Below are 20665 nucleotides of genomic sequence, written 5' to 3'. Positions count from 1 at the left end.
TGTTCTTCGACTGCCGGCTCGCCTCCGGCGGCCTCGGCCGGGCGGCCCGTGAGCAGTCCGGCCCGTCCGGCCGGCCGCGTCGACGCAGGCCGGCCGTCCGATCTGTGACGAGTCCGCCGTGCTCCTACCGAAGCCTCAGACCCCCGGGACGTTCTTCTTCGACGATCTCGACCAGCCAGTCGAAGGCCGTCGGGCCACGTCCCGCGCGGGCTTCCGCGAGCCTGGCGGCCATGCGGTCCTTGTGCGTCGGGTGGCAGCGGGCGAGCCACATCTCGAGCTGACGAGCCGTCTCGTGGTGTCCGAGGTGCCGGCGGGACACTTCGTGATCACGCCACTCGATCTCGAAGTCACCGTCGTCCGGTGTCCCGAAGCCGCCGCGGAGGCAGTCGGCGAAGGCATCGAGGTTCCGCCCGAAGCAGCCGCCGCAGCCCATGCTTTCGCCGACGACCCGCCAGAGGTCCTTCAGCGTCCTGACCCTGCTGCCGTCCCACACGTATCTCACCGTCACAGCCCGCAGAGTACGCCCGGCGTGGCGGCCGGCCCGCCCCTCGACAGAGTTCCGGGCAGCGGGCTCGGCCTCCGTTCCGCCTCGTAGGAAGTTCCCCCGCCGACGCGTACCGTGAAGCACCATGAAGATCCTCATCAGTGCCGACATGGAAGGGGCCACGGGCGTCACGTGGCCGGCCGACGTACTGCCGGGGACACCGCAGTGGGAGCGGTGCCGGTCCATGTTCACCTCGGACGTGAACGCCGCCGCGCAGGGCTTCTTCGACGGCGGCGCCGACCAGGTGCTCGTCAACGAGGCCCACTGGACCATGCGCAACCTGCTGCTGGAGCGGCTGGACGAGCGGGTCGAGATGATCACCGGACGGCACAAGACCCTCTCCATGGTGGAGGGCGTGCAGCACGGCGACGTCGACGGTATCGCCTTCGTCGGCTACCACGCGGGCGCCGGTACGGAGGGCGTCCTCGCCCACACCTACCTCGCCAACCAGATCACCGGGGTGTGGCTGAACGACGTCCGCGCCAGCGAGGGTCTGCTCAACGCGCACGTCGTCGCCGAGTACGGCGTGCCCGTCGTCCTCGTCACCGGCGACGACCTCGCCTGCGAGGACGCGCTCGGCTACGCCCCCGAGGCGCTGAAGGTCGCCGTCAAGGACCATGTGTCGCGCTACGCCGCGATCTGCCGCACACCGGCCCGCACCGCCGCCGACATCCGCGCGGCCGCCAAGGAGGCGGCCCGGCTGGCGGTCCCTCAGGAACCGGTGCAGGCCGGGCCGTTCACCGTCGCGGTCGAGTTCGACGCCGAGCATCTGGGGATGGCCGCCACCGTCGTCCCCGGGGTCGCGCGGATCGGGGAGCGGAAGGTGGCGTACACCAGCGCCACGATGTACGAGGGGATCCGGACGTTCAAGGCGGTCACCACGATCGTCTCCGCCGCCGTGGAGGAACAGTATGGCTGACCGGCAGGTCGACGAGCAGACCGCTGAGCGGGTCGACGAGCAGGCCCTGGCCGAGGTCGTGGAGTTCACCTCCGGCCTGATCCGCATCGACACCACCAACCGCGGCGGCGGGGACTGCCGGGAGCGGCCCGCCGCCGAGTACGCCGCCGAACGGCTGGCCGGCGCGGGCCTTCAGCCGCTGCTGCTGGAGCGCACACCCGGCCGCACCAACGTCGTCGCCCGCATCGAGGGCACCGACCCCGGCACCGACGCGCTGCTCGTCCACGGTCATCTCGACGTCGTGCCCGCCGAGGCCGCCGACTGGAGCGTGCCCCCCTTCTCCGGGGAGATCCGCGACGGGGTGGTGTGGGGGCGCGGCGCCGTCGACATGAAGAACATGGACGCGATGATCCTCGCGGTCGTCCGCTCCTGGGCCCGCCGCGGCGTACGGCCCCGCCGGGACCTCGTCATCGCGTTCACCGCCGACGAGGAGGCCAGCGCCGAGGACGGCTCCGGCTTCCTCGCCGACCGCCACCCCGAACTCTTCGAGGGCTGCACCGAGGGCGTCAGCGAGTCCGGCGCCTTCACCTTCCACGACGGCGCCGGTCACCGGATCTACCCGATCGCGGCCGGGGAGCGGGGCACCGGCTGGCTGAAACTCACCGCGCGCGGCCGGTCCGGACACGGCTCCAAGGTGAACCCGGAGAACGCGGTCACCCGGCTCGCCGCCGCCGTCACCCGCATCGGCGAGCACCAGTGGCCGCTGCGCCTCACCCCGACCGCGCGGGCCGCGCTCACCGAACTCGCCGCCCTCTACGGCATCGAGCCCGACTTCCGGGACGTGGACCGGCTGCTGCACAAGCTCGGCCCGGCCGCCAGGCTCGTGGAGGCGACCGTCCGCAACAGTGCCAACCCGACCATGCTGCAGGCGGGTTACAAGCTCAACGTGATCCCCGGCGAGGCCGTCGCCTACGTCGACGGGCGGTATCTGCCGGGCGGCGAGGAGGAGTTCACCGACACCCTCGACGAGCTGACCGGCCCCGACGTGCACTGGGAGTTCGCACACCGCGAGGAGGCCCTGCAGGCGCCGGTGGACTCGCCGACCTTCGCACGGATGCGGGCCGCCGTCGAGGAGTTCGCACCGGACGGGCACGTGGTGCCGTACTGCATGTCCGGCGGCACCGACGCCAAGCAGTTCTCCCGGCTCGGCATCACCGGCTACGGCTTCACCCCGCTGGAGCTGCCCGAGGACCTCGACTACCAGGCCCTCTTCCACGGCGTGGACGAACGCGTACCCGTCGAGGCGCTCCACTTCGGCGTCCGCGTGCTCGACCGCTTCCTGCGCACGGCCTAGGTGTGCTGTCCCGACGAAGGAGGACACCGGAGTGCTGACCGCACCGTACGGAACCTGGCCGTCACCCGTCGACGCGACGCTGGCCGCCGCACACGACGGACACCCGGAGTGGGTGGAGTTCGTCGGGGACGAGGTGTGGTGGACCGAGCCCCGCCCCGCCGAGGGCGGCCGCCGGGCCCTGGTGCGCCGCACCGCCCACGGCACGCAGGAGACCGTGCTGCCCGCGCCGTGGAACGTGCGCAACCGGGTCGTCGAGTACGGCGGCCGCCCCTGGACCGGAGCGACGCGGGACGGCCGGCCGCTGATCGTCTTCACGCACTTCGCCGACCAGCGGCTGTACCGGTACGAGCCCGGCGGCGAGCCGCGCCCGCTGACCCCGCTCTCCCCGGTCGGCGCGGGCCTGCGCTGGGCGGACCCGCACCTGGACATCGCCCGCGGCGAAGTGTGGTGCGTGCTGGAGGAGTTCACCGGGGACGGCCCCGGCGACGTCCGCCGCCTCCTGGCCGCCGTACCCCTCGACGGATCCGCCGCCGAGGACCGCGGCGCGGTGCGCGAACTCACCGACGGCCGGCACCGGTTCGTCACCGGCCCGCGCGTCTCGCCCGACGGCCGCCGGGCCGCGTGGCTCGCCTGGGACCATCCGCGGATGCCGTGGGAGGGGACGGAACTGCGCGTCGGTGAGATCGGTGCCGACGGAATACCGCATACCGTCCACACGGTCGCCGGCGGGCCGGGCGAGGCGGTCGCCCAGGCGGAATGGCATACGGACGGCAGTCTTCTGTATACGAGCGACCGCAGCGGCTGGTGGAACCTCTACCGCGACGGCACCCCGCTCTGCCCCCGCGAGGAGGAGTTCGCGGGCCCGCTGTGGAAACCGGGCCTGCGCTGGTTCGCGCCGCTGGACAACGGGCTGGTCGCGGTCGTACACGGTAGAGGGTCGACCGTACTCGGAATACTGGATACAGAATCCGGCGAGGTCGTCGACGCCGCCGGACCCTGGACCGAGTTCGCGCCCGCCCTCGCCGCCCACGGCAGCCGGGTCGTCGCGGTCGGCGCCGGCCCCCGCACCGGCCACGAGGTGGTCGAACTGGACACCGTCACCGGCCGGGCCCGCGCCGTCGGCGCCCGGCACCGGGACGCCGTCGACCCCGCCTACTACCCGAAGCCCCGCACCCGCACCTTCACCGGCCCCGGCGGCCGCGAGGTGCACGCCCACATCCACCCGCCCCGCCACCCCGCCCGCACCGCACCCCACGGCGAGGCCCCGCCCTACGTCATCTGGGCGCACGGCGGCCCCACCAGCAGGGCACCCCTCGTACTGGACCTCTCCGTCGCCTACTTCACCTCGCGCGGCATCGGCGTCGCCGAGGTGAACTACGGCGGCTCCACCGGATACGGCCGCGCCTACCGCGAGCGGCTGCACGAGCAGTGGGGCGTCGTCGACGTCGAGGACTGCGCGGCCGTCGCCCGCGCCCTTGCCGAGGAGGGCACCGCCGACCCCGCCCGGCTCGCCGTCCGCGGCGGCAGCGCCGGCGGCTGGACCGCCGCCGCCTCCCTGGCCACCACCGACGTCTACGCCTGCGGCACCATCGCCTACCCCGTCCTCGACCTCACCACCTGGGGCCCCGGCGAGACCCACGACTTCGAGTCCCGCTACCTGGAGTCGCTGATCGGGCCGTTCGCCGAGGTGCCGGACCGGTACGCCGAACGCTCGCCCCTCACCCACGCCGACCGGCTCACCGTGCCGTTCCTGCTGCTCCAGGGCCTGGACGACGTGATCTGCCCGCCCGCCCAGTGTGAACGCCTCCTCACCCGGATCCGGGGCCGCGGCGTGCCGCACGCCTATCTGACGTTCGCGGGGGAGGGGCACGGATTCCGGCGGGCCGAGACGATGGTGCGCGCGCTGGAGGCGGAGATATCGCTGTACGCTCAGGTGTTCGGGCTGGATGCGCCCGATGTCCCGAGACTGGAGCTGCACCCGTGAAGGACATGAAGGAACTGGCCCGGCCGAGGCGGCTGGCCCCCGGCGCCCGCGTCGCCGTCGTCGCCCCCAGCGGGCCGGTGCCCGAGGAGCGCCTCCAGGCCGGGCTCGACGTGCTGCGCGGCTGGGACCTCGACCCGGTCGCCGCACCCCATGTCCTCGACCGGCACGGCGAGTTCGCCTACCTCGCCGGCAGCGACGCCGACCGCGCGTCCGACCTGCAGAACGCCTGGTGCGACCCCACGGTCGACGCCGTCCTGTGCGCCCGCGGCGGCTACGGCGCACAACGCATGATCGACCTGCTGGACTGGGACGCGATGCGCGCCGCCGGGCCGAAGGTCTTCCTCGGCTTCAGTGACATCACCTCCCTGCACGAGGCCTTCGCCACCCGCCTCGGACTCGCCACCCTGTACGGGCCGATGGCGGCGGGCATCGACTTCATCAAGAACACCCGGGCACAGGAACACCTGAAGGCCACCCTCTTCGCCCCGGAGACGGTCCGCACCATCGCCTCCGGCGGCACGGCCCTCGTGCCCGGCCGCGCCCGCGGCATCACCCTCGGCGGCTGCCCGGCCCTGCTCGCCACCGACCTCGGCACCCCGCACGCCCGCCCCTCGGCGGCCGGCGGGCTGCTGTGCCTGGAGGACGTCGGCGAGGAGGCGTACCGCCTGGACCGCTACCTCACCCAACTCCTGCGCGCCGGCTGGCTGGAGGGCGTGCGCGGGATCCTGCTCGGCTCCTGGGAGAGGTGCGGCGACTACGCCGCGGTGCGGCCCATGCTCGCCGACCGGCTCGGGGCGCTCGGCGTGCCGGTGGTGGAGGAGTTCGGCTTCGGGCACTGCGCGGGCGCGCTGACGATCCCCTTCGGTGTCGCGGCCGAACTCGACGCGGACACCGCCACGTTGACCCTGGACGAGCCGGCCCTGCGCTGACCGCACCGGGCCCGCCGCCGGGCCCGGTGCGCGGATGCGGCACGGCCGCTGACGTCGTACGCTGGCCGGATGCCGCACACCGCGCCCCACTACCTCGCCCAGGGCCCCCGCGTGGCCGTCCGTCACTTCACCCTCCAGGACGGACCCGAGTTCACGGCCCGCACCCGCGAGAGCAAGGACCTGCACCGGCCCTGGCTGTTCCCGCCGGACAACGACGAGGCCTACGCCGCCTACGCGGGCCGGCTGATCGAGGACCCGACGAAGGCCGGCTTCCTGGTCTGCGAGAAGGACGACGGGGGCAGCGGGGGCGGTGGGGCCATCGCGGGCTTCATCAACATCAACAACATCGTGCGGGGCGGCTTCCAGTGCGGCGCGCTCGGCTACGGCGCCTTCGCGCACGCCGCCGGGCGCGGCCTGATGCGCGAGGGCCTCGACCTGGTCGTCGACTACGCCTTCGGTCCCCTCGGCCTGCACCGGCTGGAGATCAACGTGCAGCCCGAGAACACCGCCTCCGTCGCGCTGGCGCGCGGCGCCGGCTTCCGGCTGGAGGGCTTCTCGCCCGCCATGATCCACATCGACGGGGCCTGGCGCGACCACGAACGCTGGGCGCTGACCGTCGAGATGCGGACCGGCAGCTGAGCGCCTCGGCGCGGTGAGGGGACCCGCCCTGCGCGGGCCGGTCGTGCCCGACGCCCCCTGCGACCTGGGCCTGCGCCCGCGCGCCCCCGGCTGTCACGAACGTCGTGCCCCCGCGCCACGACGGGGGGCGACCGGCAGGAGGGACGTACGGTTCTTCGGCGTCCGTGACCCCGAGGTGCCCGCCCTCGACGGTTTCCATGCGCACCCGGACGCCGACGTGGTCGTGGCCGCCTTTGCGCAATCCTGACCGGCAGCTCCCCTGGGCAGTGGCTCGCGCTCCGGGTTCCATGGTGATCGTGACGAGGATCCGACGTGAGGTACTGACCCTGCCCGCCGCCGAGTTGGGCCCGGACAACCCCCTGCCCCCGCTGCACCTCCTCGACGAGGTCCACCGCATCGACGACCGCGACCGGGAAGGGATGCCCCGGGGTGGGGGTGCCCCCGCTCGAGCGAAGCCGAGAGCGGGGGAGGTTCGGCAACTCGACCACGAGCCGCTCACCAGCCTGCTCCCGGTCCGCGTCCGTGACGGCTACGGCAGAACCCGCACACCGCGCGCCCTGGACGCCCTGGTGATCGAGAACGACCGGCTGCGCGCCACCGTCCTGCCCGGCCTCGGCGGCCGCGTCGCCTCCCTCCTCCACCTGCCCACCGGACGCGAACTCCTCTACCGCAACCCGGTGTTCCAGCCCGCCGGCTTCGCCCTCAACGGCGCCTGGTACTCCGGCGGCATCGAATGGAACATCGGTGCCACCGGCCACACCACCCTGTCCTGCGCCCCGCTGCACGCCGCCCGCGTCCCCGCGCCCGACGGCGGCGAGATGCTGCGCCTGTGGGAGTGGGAGCGGCTGCGCGACCTGCCCTTCCAGGTTGACCTGTGGCTGCCCGACGGCTCCGACTTCCTCTACGTCGGCGTCCGGATCCGCAACCCGCACGAGCGCCCGGTGCCCGCCTACTGGTGGTCCAACATCGCGGTACCGGAGGACGTCCGCGTCCTCGCACCCGCCGACGAGGCCTGGCTCCCCCACTTCGTGGGAGGTGCCCCCATCGGCTACGAACGCCGCCTGCGCCGGGTCCCGGTGCCCACGTACGACGGCATCGACCGCACCCGCCCCCTCGACAGCCCCTACGCCGCCGACTACTTCTACGAGGTGCCGGACGCCCGGCGCCGCTGGATCGCCGCCCTCGACGCCGACGGGCACGGACTGGTGCAGACCTCCACCGACACCCTGCGCGGCCGCAAGCTCTTCGTGTGGGGCCACCTGCCCGGCGGCCGGCGCTGGCAGCGGTGGCTGACCGAGCCCGGCACCGGCGGCTACTGCGAGATCCAGGCCGGCCTCGCCCGCACCCAGCTCGAACACGTCCGGCTTGAGGCGCAGAGCGAGGTGTCCTGGCTGGAGGCGTACGGCCCGCTCGACACGCCGGGTGAGGGGGAGTGGACCCGGGCGGTCCGGGGCGCCGAGGACCGGCTGGAGGCGACCCTGCCCCGCGCCCGCGTCGAGCAGGCCTACGCCCAGTGGCTGCCGTGCGCCGACACCGAACCGGCCGCGATCCTGGCCGCCGGTTCCGGCTGGGGCGCCCTGGAGGTGCTGCACTCCGACGGGAAGCTGCCCGGCACCCCGTTCCCCGAGTCCACCCTGGGCGAGGCCCAGACGCCCTGGCGGGAACTGCTGCGCACCGGCACGCTGCCCGAGCCGCACCGGGCAGGTCCGCCCGGCGAGAGCCTCGTCGCCCCGCACTGGCGGGACATGCTGGAGACCGCGCCCGCCACCCCGCACACCGAGTACCACCTCGGAGTCGCCCAGTGGCACGCCGGCGACCGCGCCCAGGCCGTCCGCAGCTGGGAACGCTCCCTGCGACGGGCGTCCTCCCGCTGGCCGTCGCTGCGCTGCCTCGCCGTCGCCGACCAGGCGTCCGGCCACCACGAGCGGGCCGCCGCACGCTACGCGGACGCCTTCGACGACCTGTGCCGCGCCCTGCCTCACGGCCCGGAGGACACGGCACACACCCCAGGCGACGGCGACGGCGACGGCGCCGGCGACGACGGCGGGATCTGGGCCGCCGCCCGGGCCGCGCTCGGCCGCGAGACCCTCCGGGCCCTGCTGCGGGTGCGGCGCACGGCCGAGGCCCGCGCCGGGTGGGACCGGCTGCCGCCCGCCGTGCGCGAGCGCGGCCGCTTCCGCCTCCTTGAGGCAGAACTGCTGCTCGCCGAGGGCCGGCCCGAGGCGGCGCGGGCCGTCCTCGACGAGGACGTCGAGGTCGCCGACCTGCGCGAGGGCGAGGAGACGATCGGCCGGCTGTGGTCCCGGCTCACCGACGAGCCGCTGCCCGCCCGCCTCGACTTCCGGATGCGCCCGGACCAGCCGTAGCGAGGCGGCTCAGGCCCGCTGCTGGTCCACGTACTCGAAGACGGTCCCGTCCGGATGCATCACCAGCAGACTGCGCCCGGCCGGGCTCGGCAGCGGCCCGGCGAGGATCCGCGCGCCGAGACCGGTCAGCACCTCGTGCGCCTGCGCCACGTCCTGCACCGCGATGGTCGCCGTCACCTTCCGGAGAATCTCCAGCTCCGCCTGCGGCCCGCTCATCAGCAGAAAGGACCCGATCGCGGCGACCTGCACCCCACCGCGCGCGAACCGCTGGGCTCTGCCGCCCGCCAGCCGCTCGTAGAACGGGACCGCGGCTTCGAGGTCGTCGACGCAGATGCGCAGTGTGGCGCCAAGAATCTCCATACCAACGAGCCTAGTTGGACTTCCCGGCCGACGGTGGCGCCGCCGGAGCCGGCCGCACACCGCCATGCCGTTCGGGTGACCGGCGGGGCGTTTGAGTGCCGTGCTCACGGATACACGGAAAACCTCCCCTGAGCCGACCTGCACAACGATCCGTGGAGAACCATGAACACCGCCGAACTCGACGAACTCTCCGAACTCGCCGCGCAGTTGCGCGTCGACAGCGTACGCGCCTCCGCCGCCGCGGGCTCCGGGCACCCCACCTCCTCGATGTCCGCCGCCGACCTGATGGCCGTCCTGCTGGGGCAGCACCTGCGCTACGACTTCGAACGCCCCGAGCACCCCGGCAACGACCGCTTCGTCCTGTCCAAGGGCCACGCCTCACCCCTGCTGTACGCCGCCTACAAGGCGGCCGGCGCGGTCGAGGACGGCGAACTCCTCACGTTCCGTAAACTCGGCAGCCGACTGGAGGGGCACCCCACGCCCCGGCGGCTGCCCTGGGTGGAGACGGCCACCGGCTCCCTCGGCCAGGGCCTGCCCGTCGGCGTCGGCATCGCCCTGTGCGGCAAACGCCTGGAGCGCACCGGCTACCGCGTGTGGGTGCTGTGCGGGGACAGCGAACTGGCGGAGGGCTCGGTGTGGGAGGCCGCCGAACACGCCGGGTACGAGCAGCTGGACAACCTGATCACGATCGTGGACGTCAACCGGCTCGGCCAGCGCGGCCCCACCCGGCACGGCCACGACCTCGACGCCTACGCCCGCCGCTTCAGGGCCTTCGGCTGGCACGCCGTCGAGACCGACGGCCACGACATCGAGAAGATCGACCAGGCCTACCGCGAGGCACTGGCCACCACCGGGCAGCCCGTCGTCGTCCTCGCCCGCACCCTCAAGGGCCGGGGAGTCGCCGCCGCCGAGGACCACGAGGGCCTGCACGGCAAGCCGCTGCCCCACCCCGAGGAGGCCGTCGCCGAACTCGGCGGACCGCGCGACGTCCACGTCCGCGTCGGCGAGCCGCCCGCCGCCGCCGCGCTGCGCGACCGCACCACCGAGGCGGTCCTGCTCCCGAGCTACGACGAGGGCGACGAGGTCGCCACCCGGGACGCCTTCGGCGCGGCCCTCGCCGCGCTCGGCACCGCCCGCGGCGACGTGGTCGCCCTGGACGGGGAGGTCGGCGACTCCACCCGCACCGAGGCCTTCGCCAAAGCCCACCCCGAGCGGTTCTTCGAGTGCTACATCGCCGAACAGCAGCTCGTCGCCTGCAGCGTCGGCATGGCCGCGCGCGGCTGGCTGCCGTACGCCTCCACGTTCGCCGCGTTCCTCACCCGCGCTCACGACTTCGTGCGCATGGCGTCCGTCAGCGGCGCCGGGATCAACCTGGTCGGCTCGCACGCCGGTGTCGCCATCGGGCAGGACGGGCCCTCCCAGATGGGCCTGGAGGACCTGGCGATGTTCCGTGGCGTGTACGGCTCGACGGTGCTCTACCCGTGCGACGCCAACCAGACCGCCCGCCTGGTCGCGGCCATGGCCGGCCTCGACGGCATCCGGTATCTGCGCACCTCGCGCGGCGCGACACCGGTGATCTACGGGCCCGGTGAGGAGTTCCCCGTCGGCGGCAGCAGGACGCTGCGCGCCAGTGACGAGGACCGGGTGAGCGTGGTCGCGGCCGGGGTCACCGTGCCCGAGGCGCTCGCGGCGGCCGACCGGCTCGCCGAGGACGGCATCCGGGTCCGGGTGATCGACCTGTACTCCGTCAAGCCCGTCGACACCGAGACCCTGCGCCGGGCCGCCGACGAGACCGGCTGCCTGCTCACCGTCGAGGACCACCACCCCGAGGGCGGCCTCGGCGACGCCGTCGCGGAGGCCTTCGCCGACGGCCGGCCCGTGCCCCGGCTGGTCCGGCTCGCGGTGCGCACCATGCCGGGCTCGGCCGCGCCCGACGAGCAGCTGAACGCGGCCGGCATCGACGCCGTGGGCATCGTGAACGCCGTGAAACTGCTGGTGGAGGAGAAGGCCGCGCACTGAGCGGCGACACGGCCGGCCGGCGACACGGCCGGCCGACGCCGCAGTGGTCCGCGCCGGCCTCTGTGGCGCGGGCGCGCCCGCAGGGTCAGTCTGGAGCTGGAGCAAAGGAGGGACCATGGCCGGCCTGCGCTACGTCTATGCCGTCTGCCGCCCCTTCGACACGCCCCTTCAGTCCCAGCTGACGGGCGTCGCGGGCGCCCCGCCGGGCCTGCTGCGCCACCGCGGGCTGGTCGCGGTCGTCAGTACGGTGCCCGAGGCCGACTTCGGCGAGGAGGCCTTCCAGGCCCACCTGGAGGACCCGGTGTGGCTGGCGGCGACCGTCCGCGCGCACCGCGGTGTGATCGCCGCGCTGGCCACGGTCACCACCCCGCTGCCGCTGCGGCTCGGGACCGTCTGCGAGGACGACAGCGTGGTGCGCACGCTGCTGGAGACCCACGAGGACTCCTTCCGCCGGGTCCTGGACCGGCTGGAGGGCCGGGTGGAGTGGGGCGTGAAGGTGTACACGCAGCCGACGGCCGCCCCCGGATCCGCCCGCGAGCCCGGTTCCGCCGCCGACGCCGGTGTGCCTGCCGGGCCCGGCTTCGCCGCCGAGCCGGGGGAGGCCTTCGTCCGCACCCTGCACGAACGCCTCGCCGGGCGGGCGGAGGCCTGCCGCGTGCGCGTCCCGGCGTGCACCCCGCCGGGCCACGCGGCCCGGAACGTGCTCGACGCGGCCTATCTGGTGCCCCGGGCGCACTGCGAGGAGTTCGTGGAACTGGTGGACCGCACGCGGGCCGAGGAACCGGGAGTCCGGGTGGAACTCACCGGTCCCTGGGCCGCGTACTCCTTCACGGGCGAGGAGACCCGGTACTCCTTCACGGGCGAGGAACCCCGCTGACCCTCAGGCCTCCTTGCGGCACAGGATCTCCCCGTGCAGCACGCCGAACCAGCCGTCCTCCCGCCGGCCCCAGTCCCGCCACGCCTCGGCCACCGCCCGCAGCCGCTCCTCGGTCGCGTGCCCGCCCTGCACGGCCCGCTCCGCGTAGGCGGAGGCCACGGTGCGGTCCGCCCACAGCCCGCTCCACCAGGCCCGCTCCTCGGGCGTGGCGAACGTCCAGGTGGCGGACGTCGCGGTGATGTCCCGCAGCCCGGCGGCCCGCGCCCACGCCAGCAGCCGGCGCCCGGCGTCCGGCTCGCCGCCGTTGGCCCGGGCCACCCGCTCGTACAGATCCAGCCAGTCGTCCAGGCCGGGCACCGCCGGGTACCAGGTCATCGCCGCGTAGTCCGCGTCGCGTACCGCGATGAACCCGCCCGGCCTCGTCACCCGGCGCATCTCGCGCAGCGCCTGCACCGGGTCGCCGACGTGCTGGAGCACCTGGTGGGCGTGGACCACGCAGAACGTGTCGTCCGGATGGTCCAGGGCGTGGACGTCGGCGACCGCGAAGTCCACGTTGGCCAGCCCGCGCGCCTGCGCGGTGGCCCGGGCCTGCTCCAGGATGCCGGGCGCGTGGTCGACACCGGTGACATGACCGTCGGGGACCAGCTCCGCCAGGTCCGCGGTGATGGTCCCGGGACCGCAGCCGATGTCCAGGATCTTCATGTGCGGCTTCAGCGAACCGAGCAGATACGCCGCGGAGTTGGCGGCGGTCCGCCAGGTGTGCGAACGCAGCACCGACGCGTGGTGCCCGTGCGTGTAGACGGCCGTCTCCCGTGCTCTCGGCATGGCGGTTCCCCTTCACCTCTGGTCCGGCGGTGTCCGACGGTGGTACGGATCACCGTACGCGCGCATGCCGAATGATGAGACCGTCGTTTCGCATCATGGACTGACGGTACGTCAGAAATCGTGTGTGTGCGGACGCTGCCGCGCAAGGGCCGCGCGACGGCGGGCGCGCGCCCGGCGGACCGGCCCCCGCCCGCGTGCGGATACCCTGAGGTGCCCGCTTCCGTGTGCGCGTGCGCCGGGCGCATGACCGGCGCGAAGGGAGAACCCCGCATGCGTCTGCTCCTCGTCCGCCATGGCGAGACCCCCTCCAACGTGGACCACCGCCTGGACACCGCCGTCCCCGGACCGGGACTCACCCCGCTCGGCGAGGCACAGGCCGCCGCCCTGCCCGAGGCGCTCGCCGACGAGCACATCGACGCCCTCTACGTCTCCACCCTGCTGCGCACCCAGCTGACGGCGGCCCCGCTGGCCGCCGCCCGGGGCCTCGAAACCATCGTCCGCGACGGCATCCGCGAGGTGTCCGCCGGCGACCTGGAGATGCTGCCCGGCGAGTCCACCGAGGGCCGGGAGTACATGCACACCATCTTCGCGTGGGCGGCCGGCGACACCACCCGGCGCATCCCCGGCGGGGAGAGCGGCGAGGCGGCCCTCGCCCGGTACGACGCCGTCGTCGCCGAGGCCGCGGCCGGCGGCGCCGGCACCGCCGCCCTCGTCAGCCACGGCGCCGCGATCCGCCTGTGGACCGCCGCCCGCGCCGACAACGTCGACGCCGCCTTCGCCGCCGCCCGCCCCCTCCACAACACCGGCGTGATCGTCCTGGAGGGAACCCCGGCCGACGGCTGGAAGACGATCTCCTGGCAGGGCGCCGCGGTGGAACCGGCCGGAGAGCCCGGGCCGACGGGAGAACCCCTCGACGCGGCCCGCTGACCGCCCCGGCACCGAACGCCCCCCGATAAGCGTTTGCCCTGTTCACCGCCCACCCCGCACAATGCCAGGTCATGGGACATCTGGAAGCCGCACACCTCGAGTACCACCTCCCCGACGGGAGGACCCTCCTCGGGGACGTGTCCTTCCGCGTCGGCGAAGGCTCCGCCGTCGCCCTGGTCGGCCCGAACGGCGCCGGCAAGACCACCCTGCTGCGGCTGATCTCCGGCGAGCTGAAACCTCACGGCGGCACCGTCACCGTCACCGGCGGCCTCGGCGTCATGCGCCAGTTCGTGGGCTCCGTACGCGACGAGACGACCGTACGCGACCTGCTCGTCTCCGTCGCCCCGCCCCGCATCCGCGAAGCGGCCAAGGCCGTCGACGACGCCGAGCACGCGATCATGACCGTCGACGACGAAACCGCCCAGCTCGCCTACGCCCAGGCCCTCGCCGACTGGGCCGAGGCCCGCGGCTACGAGGCCGAGACCCTGTGGGACGTGTGCACCACCGCCGCGCTCGGCATGCCCTACGACACGGCCCAGTGGCGGCAGGTGCGCACCCTCTCCGGCGGCGAGCAGAAGCGCCTCGTCCTCGAAGCCCTGCTGCGCGGCACCGACGAGGTCCTCCTGCTGGACGAGCCCGACAACTACCTCGACGTACCCGGCAAACGCTGGCTCGAGGAGCAGCTGAAGCAGACCCGCAAGACGGTCCTGTTCGTCTCCCACGACCGCGAACTCCTCGCCCGCGCCGCCGAGAAGATCATCTCCGTCGAACCGGGCCCGGCCGGCGCCGACGCCTGGGTGCACGGCGCCGGCTTCGCCACCTACCACGACGCCCGCCGCGAACGCTTCGCCCGCTTCGAGGAACTGCGCCGCCGCTGGGACGAGAAACACGCCCAGCTCAAGAAGCTCGTGCTGAGCCTCCGCCAGGCGGCCACCGTCTCCCACGAGCTGGCCTCCCGCTACGCCGCCGCACAGACCCGCCTGCGCAAGTTCGAGGAGGCCGGCCCGCCCCCGGAGCCGCCCCGCGAACAGGACATCACCATGCGCCTCAAGGGCGGCCGCACCGGCGTAAGAGCCGTCACCTGCAAGGGACTTGAACTGACCGGCCTGATGAAACCCTTCGACCTGGAGGTCTTCTACGGCGAACGGGTCGCCGTCCTCGGCTCCAACGGCTCCGGCAAGTCCCACTTCCTGCGCCTCCTCGCCGGCGACGACGTGGCACACACGGGGGAGTGGAAACTCGGCGCACGCGTCGTCCCCGGCCACTTCGCCCAGACCCACGCCCACCCCGAACTCCACGGCCGCACCCTCCTCGACATCCTGTGGAAGGAACACGCCCAGGACCGGGGCCCGGCCATGTCCCGGCTGCGCCGCTACGAGCTGACCCAGCAGGCAGAGCAGGCCTTCGACCGGCTCTCCGGCGGCCAGCAGGCCCGCTTCCAGATCCTCCTGCTGGAGCTCGCCGGCGCCACCGCGCTGCTCCTCGACGAGCCCACCGACAACCTCGACCTGGAATCGGCCGAGGCCCTCCAGGAAGGCATGGAGGCCTTCGACGGCACGGTCCTCGCCGTCACCCACGACCGCTGGTTCGCCCGCTCCTTCGACCGCTACCTCGTCTTCGGCACCGACGGCCGCGTCCGCGAGACCCCGGAACCCGTCTGGGACGAACGCCGCGTCGAACGCGCCCGCTGACCCCCGCACCCCGCGCCCCCGGGCCTTCGCAGGCTCAGGGCGCGGGATCTTCGTATGGTGGATGGCAGGAACCCCGGCCTCCCGGGATCCTCCCGGCAGCACGCTCGGGGCCGGGACCACGGACACGACGAGCGGGGCACCACCATGACCGGAGTCGACCCCAGCCGACTGGACGACCAGCAGCTCATGAAAGAGCTGGAGACGATCCACCGCACGCGCCACGACACCCTGCTGTACGGCTCCAACGACGCGCTGCGGGCCCACAACGAGCGCATGGCGCAGCTGGAGGGCGAGTACCTGCGCCGCAACCCGCGCCGCCTCGTCAGCGCGGGCCGCACCCGCGAGGGCGCCCGCGACCGCTGCTGCGGCGACACCGCCACCCCGCGCACCGCCGGCACCTGACCGCCACCCGCGCCCACACCCCGGGGCCGCCCCTGCCCGGCCTTCGCCCCCACCTGCCCGCGCCCGAACCCTGCCGCGCCGGTCGCCGACCGCGCCGTACCCACCGCCGTACCGCGCCGCGCAGTGCCGTGCCGGACACCGCCGCACCCCACCCCCTGCCCCGCGACCGCCAGGCCCGCGGCACGGCAGAACCTCCTCGCCGGGCCCGGCAGTGACACCGGCGCCGGCGTCCGCCCATGCCGGCCGCCGACCGCGCCGTACCACCACGTGTCCGCCCCCGCACCGACCCGAACAGGCACCGCGCGCCCCCGTCACCCGGCTGGGCGTCCCCGTCCCGCGAATGGGGTCCGGCGACGCGCGGTCCGGCGCCGCACGGGCTGTGATGGCAACCAGGGCACACCCCGTGCCCCCGGCCCCGTGCCCGTGGCGCCGTCCGGCAGCGCCCGCCGTACCCGCGGGCCCGCCGATCCGCCGCAGCCCGTCGAGGAGCCCGTCCCATGCGCCGCACCGCCCGTGCCCTGTCCGTCGCCCTCGCCGCCGGTGCCGCCCTGTTCCTGCCCGGCCCCACCGCCACCGCCGCCCCGGCCGGCCCCCTCCCCACCGTCGTCGCCGCGAACTGCGACACCACGACCGGCACCTCGCCCGGCAACGCCACCGGCCCTCCTCCGCCCGGCAACGCGACCGGCCCCATGACGGGCCCCATGACCGGCGGAGGGTCCGGCGGCGGGACCGGCCCTATGTCCGGTGCCACGACCGGTGGCGCGACCGGCTCTTCGTCCGGCGGCGCGACCGGTCCTTTGTCCGGCGGCGCCACCGGCCCTCCGCCCGGCAGTGTGACCGGCCCCATGTCCGGCGGCGTGACCGGTTCTTTGTCCGGCAGTGTGACCGGCCCCATGTCCGGCAGCGTGACCGGCCCCATGTCCGGCGGTGTGACCGGCCCCTTGCCCGGCTCCGCCACCGACCCCTTGACCGGTGGCGCGACCGGCCCGTCGTTCGGCGCCGGCGCTGCGGCCGGCCCCCTGCCCGACCCCGCCAGCGACCCGCTGCCCGGCGCCGTCGAGGCTCCGGCCCAGCTCTTCCCCGGAACCAAACCCTGCGCCGACAGCGGCGGCACCCAGTGCCGGCCCGGGGACGCCTCCTGCCGGGAGAGCACCGGCTGCCGGGACGGCGAGTCCTGCGCCGACCGCACCCCGTGCCGCGACACCGTACCGTGCCAGAGCAGCGGACGCGACTGCCCCACCAGCGGGAGCGGAAACACGAGCGGGAAGGGAGGCGTCACCGGAAGCCGCGCCTGCTCCGACACGGACACCCACACCCACACCTGCACCGAGTCCCGCGACCCCCAGCACGACTCCCCGCACGCCGCCCCGTCGCACGGCACCCCGTCCCGCGACGGCGACGACTGCGCCCCGGCCGGCGTGCAGCACGGTGTCGAGGCCGGGCAGGGCGGCAGCTTCACCGGCTCCGTCCCCGCCCTCGTCGCCGGCGGCATCCTCATCGCCGCCGCCTGCGCCGGGGCCGGCCACCGGCTCCACGGCCACCGGCGCGGCGCGGCGGGCCGCCCCACCGGAGGATGACCCGGACAACGCCCGCACCGCTCACAGTCACCCACCCCCCGGGTACACCCACCGGAGGCCACCGGCCCCCCTCCCGCGCCGGCCGCAGTACCCCGCGACCCCGGACAGCGGACTGCACAGCAGCCCACGACGAGCCCACGACGACCCATCACGGACCGCGCGGAGGCGGACATGCGGCGCACGGACCCCGAGGGCCACGGCCCCGTCCGCTACGGCCCGCCCCTGCCCGGCGACGGCCTGCCCGTGCTCCCCGAACTCATCGCCGTACTCGCCGCCGCCGCCCGCCGCACCGACGCCCAGCCCGTCGGCGGCGCCCCCGGCCTCCTCGAATCGGCCTGCGGCTACTGGACCCGGCGCGGCCTGCCCACCGTCCCCGACCAGGTCGCCGCCGGCCCCGGCGCCCCCGCCCTGCTCCTCGCCCTCACCGCCGCCCTCGCCTCGGACGGCGCCGACGTCCTCGTACCCCGCCCCTGCGCCGCCTGGTGGGCGCCCTACGCCCGGATCCTCGGCCGGCCCGTCTACCACGTGCCCACCCCCGCCGAGAGCGGCGGCGTCCCCGACCCCTACGCCCTGCTGGAGACCGTCCGCCGGGTCCGCACCGAGGGCGGCGACCCGCGGCTGCTCGTACTGTCCGTCGCCGACGACCCCACCGCCACCGTCGCCGCCCCCGAACTCCTCCACGAGACCGTCGAAGCCGCCACCTCCGAAGGCCTGCACCTGGTCAGCGACGAGACCTGGCGCGACACCCTGCACGACCCCCACGACACCGTCCTGCTCAGCCCCGCCGAGATGCGCCCCGACCGGGTCACCGTCGTCACCGACCTCGCCGGCTCGCTGCTGCCCCCCGGCTGGCCCGCCGCCGTCGCCCGCTTCCCCGCGACCGGACCCGGACTCCACCTCCACGCGCGCGTGCTCGACATCCTCACCGCACTCGGCGCCCGCGTCGCCGCCCCCGTCGCCGCCGCAGCCGGCTACGCCCTCGACGAACCCCCGCCCGTCACCGAGCGCCGCGAGCACGCCGTACGACTCCACGCGCGCGTGGCCGCCGCCGCGCACGCCACACTCGTCGCCGCCGGTGCCCTCGCCCGCCCCCCGAAGGCCGGCCGCCACCTCTACGCCGACCTCGGCCCCCTGCGCGCACCCCTCGCCGCCCAAGGAGTCGGCGACGCCCAGGAGTTGGAGGACTTCCTCACCACCCGCCTCGGCATGCCCGCACCCGGCGGCCACCGCTTCGGCGACGACCTCGCCGCCCTGCGCGTACGCCTCGCCACCGGCCCCCTGCTCGGCACCACCGACGACGAACGCGCGGAATGCCTCACGTCCCCCACACCGTTGGAACTGCCGCACGTGCACCGCGCGTTGATCTCCTTGACATCGCTCCTCGACGATCTCCGCGACGAAGCCCAGCGACGGGAGTCCCCTCGATGACGCAGCAGACGCACGAGCCAGGATCGCTCACGACGACCCCACCGACGACCTCGCCCACGCCTCCCGCGTCCCCCACGTCTCCCACGTCTCCCACGGCACCCGCGGCCACGACCACCGTCACCGTGGCCGCACCGACACCCCTCGCCCCCTCCGTCCCGCCCCTCGCCGAGCCCCGCCCCCTGGGCGAACACCGCGTGTGGCCACGGACGTTCCACGACCGGCTCACCGCCCCGCTGCCCGGCCTCAGAGCCATGGCCCGCTTCGCCCGCGAAGGCGCCGTACGCCCCGGCGCCGAAGGCCTCGCCGACCTCCCCCTGCTCCCCGTCGAACCCGGCCCGCTGCCCCGCCCCGACACCCACACCCTCGCCGTCACCTGGGCCGGACACGCCAGCTGGATCGTCCGCATCGGCGGCCTGACCGTCCTCACCGACCCCGTCTGGTCCCGCCGCATCCTCGGCACCCCCGCCCGCATCACCCCCGTCGGCGTCCCCTGGGACAGCCTGCCCCGCATCGACGCCGTCGTCATCAGCCACAACCACTACGACCACCTCGACGCCCCCACCCTGCGCCGACTCCCGCGCACCACACCGCTGTTCGTCCCCGCCGGACTCGCCCGCTGGTTCAGGCGCCGCCGCTTCACCCACGTCACCGAACTCGACTGGTGGGAGGGCGCCGAACTGGCCGGAGTCCGCTTCGACTTCGTCCCCGCCCACCACTGGTCCAAGCGCACCCTCACCGACACCTGCCGCAGCCTGTGGGGCGGCTGGATCCTCACCGGCACCGACGGCCGACGCCTCTACTTCGCCGGCGACACCGGCTACGGCCACTGGTTCTCCCGCATCGGCCGCCGCTATCCCGGCATCGACCTCGCCCTCATGCCCATCGGCGCCTACGACCCCCGCTGGTGGCTCAGCGACGTCCACTGCGACCCCGAGGAAGCCGTCCAGGCCACCCTCGACCTCGGCGCCCCCCGCATGGCACCCATGCACTGGGGCACCTTCGTCCTCTCCGCCGAACCCGTCCTCGAACCACTCACACGCGTGCGTGCGGCCTGGGAGAAGGCAGGCCTGGCACGGGAAGACCTGTGGGACCTTCCGGTCGGAGCGTCACGCCGGCTCGAACGGAGCACCACCCCGAACAGGGCGCGGGAAACCACCCGACCGACCACGACGAACCCACACCCCGAAACGCACACCCACCCCGACACCGCTACCGAAACCGCCGCACCACACTCGGCACCCCACTGACCACCACCGTCAGCGCCACCGCCACCACAACTCCCTCCCACGGCTCACGGAACAACGAACCCCCCAGGATCCCGATGACCTGATACGTCGCCGCCCACGCCAGGCACGCCGCCACATTCCCCCGGCCGAACCGCCCGAGCGGCCAATCAGCCATCAGACAAGCCAACATCACCGGAATCCGACCCGCCGGCACCAGCCGGGACAGCACCAGCACCGCGACCCCGTGCCCGGCCAGCCTCCCCCGCGCCGAAGCCAGCGCAGCGTCCGGCGCCCGCGACCGGATCGCCTCCAGCCACCGCGACCCACCCCGCGACCGCATCCCACGCCGCCCCAGCCAGTACAACGCCCCGTCCCCCAGGAACGCCGCCGACGACGCCGTCACGAACACCAGCCCCAACGAGAACGGCGCCGCCTGATGGAACGCCACCACCGCCGCCGAACTCACCAGCGCCCCCGTCGGCACCACCGGCACCAGCGCCCCGATCAACACCAGCAGGAACAACGACGGGTAACCGATCGCCTGCTGCGTCGACTCCGGCGGCACCACCGGCCCCGCAGGCGCCGCCGCGGCCGCCCACACCCCCGCGGACACCGGCAG

Annotated in this window: 18 protein-coding genes; 14 read left to right on the top strand and 4 right to left on the bottom strand. The window is 74.5% G+C overall.

Going from position 1 to position 20665, the window contains the following annotated elements:
- Positions 1-124: 124 nt before the first annotated feature.
- The gene (locus ACZ4MF_RS37070; protein WP_467497141.1) at positions 125-508 is read right to left on the bottom strand and encodes a barstar family protein; all 384 of its coding nucleotides are present in this window, start codon (positions 506-508) and stop codon (positions 125-127) included.
- A gap of 121 nt (positions 509-629) precedes the next feature.
- On the opposite strand from ACZ4MF_RS37070, the gene ACZ4MF_RS37065 reads away from it, so the two are divergent.
- The 6 genes from ACZ4MF_RS37065 (at position 630) to ACZ4MF_RS37040 (ending at position 8714) form a co-directional block, all read left to right on the top strand.
- Positions 630-1463, top strand: coding sequence for a M55 family metallopeptidase (locus ACZ4MF_RS37065; protein WP_467497139.1), 834 nt, complete (start codon positions 630-632; stop codon positions 1461-1463).
- Positions 1456-2796 carry a M20/M25/M40 family metallo-hydrolase gene (locus ACZ4MF_RS37060; protein ID WP_467497138.1) on the top strand — a complete coding sequence of 447 codons (1341 nt, stop codon included), beginning with the start codon at positions 1456-1458 and terminating at the stop codon, positions 2794-2796. Before ACZ4MF_RS37065 ends, ACZ4MF_RS37060 begins: the two co-directional genes overlap by 8 nt.
- A gap of 31 nt (positions 2797-2827) precedes the next feature.
- Positions 2828-4780 (top strand): prolyl oligopeptidase family serine peptidase, encoded by a 1953-nt coding sequence (locus tag ACZ4MF_RS37055; protein ID WP_467497137.1) that lies wholly within the window; start codon positions 2828-2830, stop codon positions 4778-4780.
- A gap of 5 nt (positions 4781-4785) precedes the next feature.
- Entirely contained in the window at positions 4786-5709 is a 924-nt protein-coding gene (locus tag ACZ4MF_RS37050; protein ID WP_467497169.1) for a S66 peptidase family protein, read from the top strand.
- Positions 5710-5778: 69 nt separating this feature from the next.
- On the top strand, positions 5779-6348 hold the full coding sequence (locus tag ACZ4MF_RS37045; protein WP_467497136.1) for a GNAT family N-acetyltransferase: 570 nt from the start codon (positions 5779-5781) through the stop codon (positions 6346-6348).
- A gap of 287 nt (positions 6349-6635) precedes the next feature.
- The gene (locus tag ACZ4MF_RS37040; RefSeq protein WP_467497134.1) at positions 6636-8714 is read left to right on the top strand and encodes a DUF5107 domain-containing protein; all 2079 of its coding nucleotides are present in this window, start codon (positions 6636-6638) and stop codon (positions 8712-8714) included.
- A gap of 9 nt (positions 8715-8723) precedes the next feature.
- Here ACZ4MF_RS37040 and ACZ4MF_RS37035 read toward each other — a convergent pair whose 3' ends face one another.
- A complete protein-coding gene (locus tag ACZ4MF_RS37035) occupies positions 8724-9074 on the bottom strand; it encodes a VOC family protein (RefSeq protein WP_356030499.1) in 351 nt (116 codons plus the stop codon).
- 162 nt (positions 9075-9236) lie between these two features.
- Here ACZ4MF_RS37035 and ACZ4MF_RS37030 point away from each other — a divergent pair, with 162 nt between their 5' ends.
- Together ACZ4MF_RS37030 and ACZ4MF_RS37025 are read left to right on the top strand one after the other, a co-directional pair.
- On the top strand, positions 9237-11093 hold the full coding sequence (locus ACZ4MF_RS37030) for a transketolase (protein WP_467497132.1): 1857 nt from the start codon (positions 9237-9239) through the stop codon (positions 11091-11093).
- 115 nt (positions 11094-11208) lie between these two features.
- Positions 11209-11970, top strand: coding sequence for a GvpL/GvpF family gas vesicle protein (locus tag ACZ4MF_RS37025; protein WP_467497130.1), 762 nt, complete (start codon positions 11209-11211; stop codon positions 11968-11970).
- Between the two features lie 3 nt (positions 11971-11973).
- Here ACZ4MF_RS37025 and ACZ4MF_RS37020 read toward each other — a convergent pair whose 3' ends face one another.
- Positions 11974-12795 carry a class I SAM-dependent methyltransferase gene (locus ACZ4MF_RS37020; RefSeq protein WP_467497128.1) on the bottom strand — a complete coding sequence of 274 codons (822 nt, stop codon included), beginning with the start codon at positions 12793-12795 and terminating at the stop codon, positions 11974-11976.
- A 270-nt stretch (positions 12796-13065) separates the two neighbouring features.
- Between ACZ4MF_RS37020 and ACZ4MF_RS37015 the strand changes: the two genes are divergently transcribed.
- The 6 genes from ACZ4MF_RS37015 (at position 13066) to ACZ4MF_RS36990 (ending at position 20067) form a co-directional block, all read left to right on the top strand.
- Positions 13066-13722, top strand: coding sequence for a histidine phosphatase family protein (locus ACZ4MF_RS37015; protein ID WP_467497127.1), 657 nt, complete (start codon positions 13066-13068; stop codon positions 13720-13722).
- Positions 13723-13793: 71 nt separating this feature from the next.
- Positions 13794-15413, top strand: coding sequence for an ABC-F family ATP-binding cassette domain-containing protein (locus tag ACZ4MF_RS37010; protein ID WP_376288723.1), 1620 nt, complete (start codon positions 13794-13796; stop codon positions 15411-15413).
- A gap of 144 nt (positions 15414-15557) precedes the next feature.
- Positions 15558-15815 carry a DUF6158 family protein gene (locus ACZ4MF_RS37005; protein WP_467497125.1) on the top strand — a complete coding sequence of 86 codons (258 nt, stop codon included), beginning with the start codon at positions 15558-15560 and terminating at the stop codon, positions 15813-15815.
- 497 nt (positions 15816-16312) lie between these two features.
- The gene (locus ACZ4MF_RS37000) at positions 16313-17392 is read left to right on the top strand and encodes a hypothetical protein (protein WP_467497123.1); all 1080 of its coding nucleotides are present in this window, start codon (positions 16313-16315) and stop codon (positions 17390-17392) included.
- 171 nt (positions 17393-17563) lie between these two features.
- Entirely contained in the window at positions 17564-18820 is a 1257-nt protein-coding gene (locus tag ACZ4MF_RS36995; RefSeq protein WP_467497121.1) for an aminotransferase class I/II-fold pyridoxal phosphate-dependent enzyme, read from the top strand.
- Positions 18817-20067, top strand: a complete 1251-nt coding sequence (locus ACZ4MF_RS36990; protein WP_467497119.1) for an MBL fold metallo-hydrolase — start codon at positions 18817-18819, stop codon at positions 20065-20067. Before ACZ4MF_RS36995 ends, ACZ4MF_RS36990 begins: the two co-directional genes overlap by 4 nt.
- Here ACZ4MF_RS36990 and ACZ4MF_RS36985 read toward each other — a convergent pair.
- Positions 20030-20665, bottom strand: a complete 636-nt coding sequence (locus tag ACZ4MF_RS36985) for a DedA family protein (RefSeq protein ID WP_467497167.1) — start codon at positions 20663-20665, stop codon at positions 20030-20032. The genes ACZ4MF_RS36990 and ACZ4MF_RS36985 overlap by 38 nt on opposite strands.

It is taken from the genome of Streptomyces sp. NPDC025793, assembly GCF_055558375.1.
Note: the sequence above shows the minus strand (reverse complement) of the source record. Positions and strands in the feature narration are given on the sequence as shown.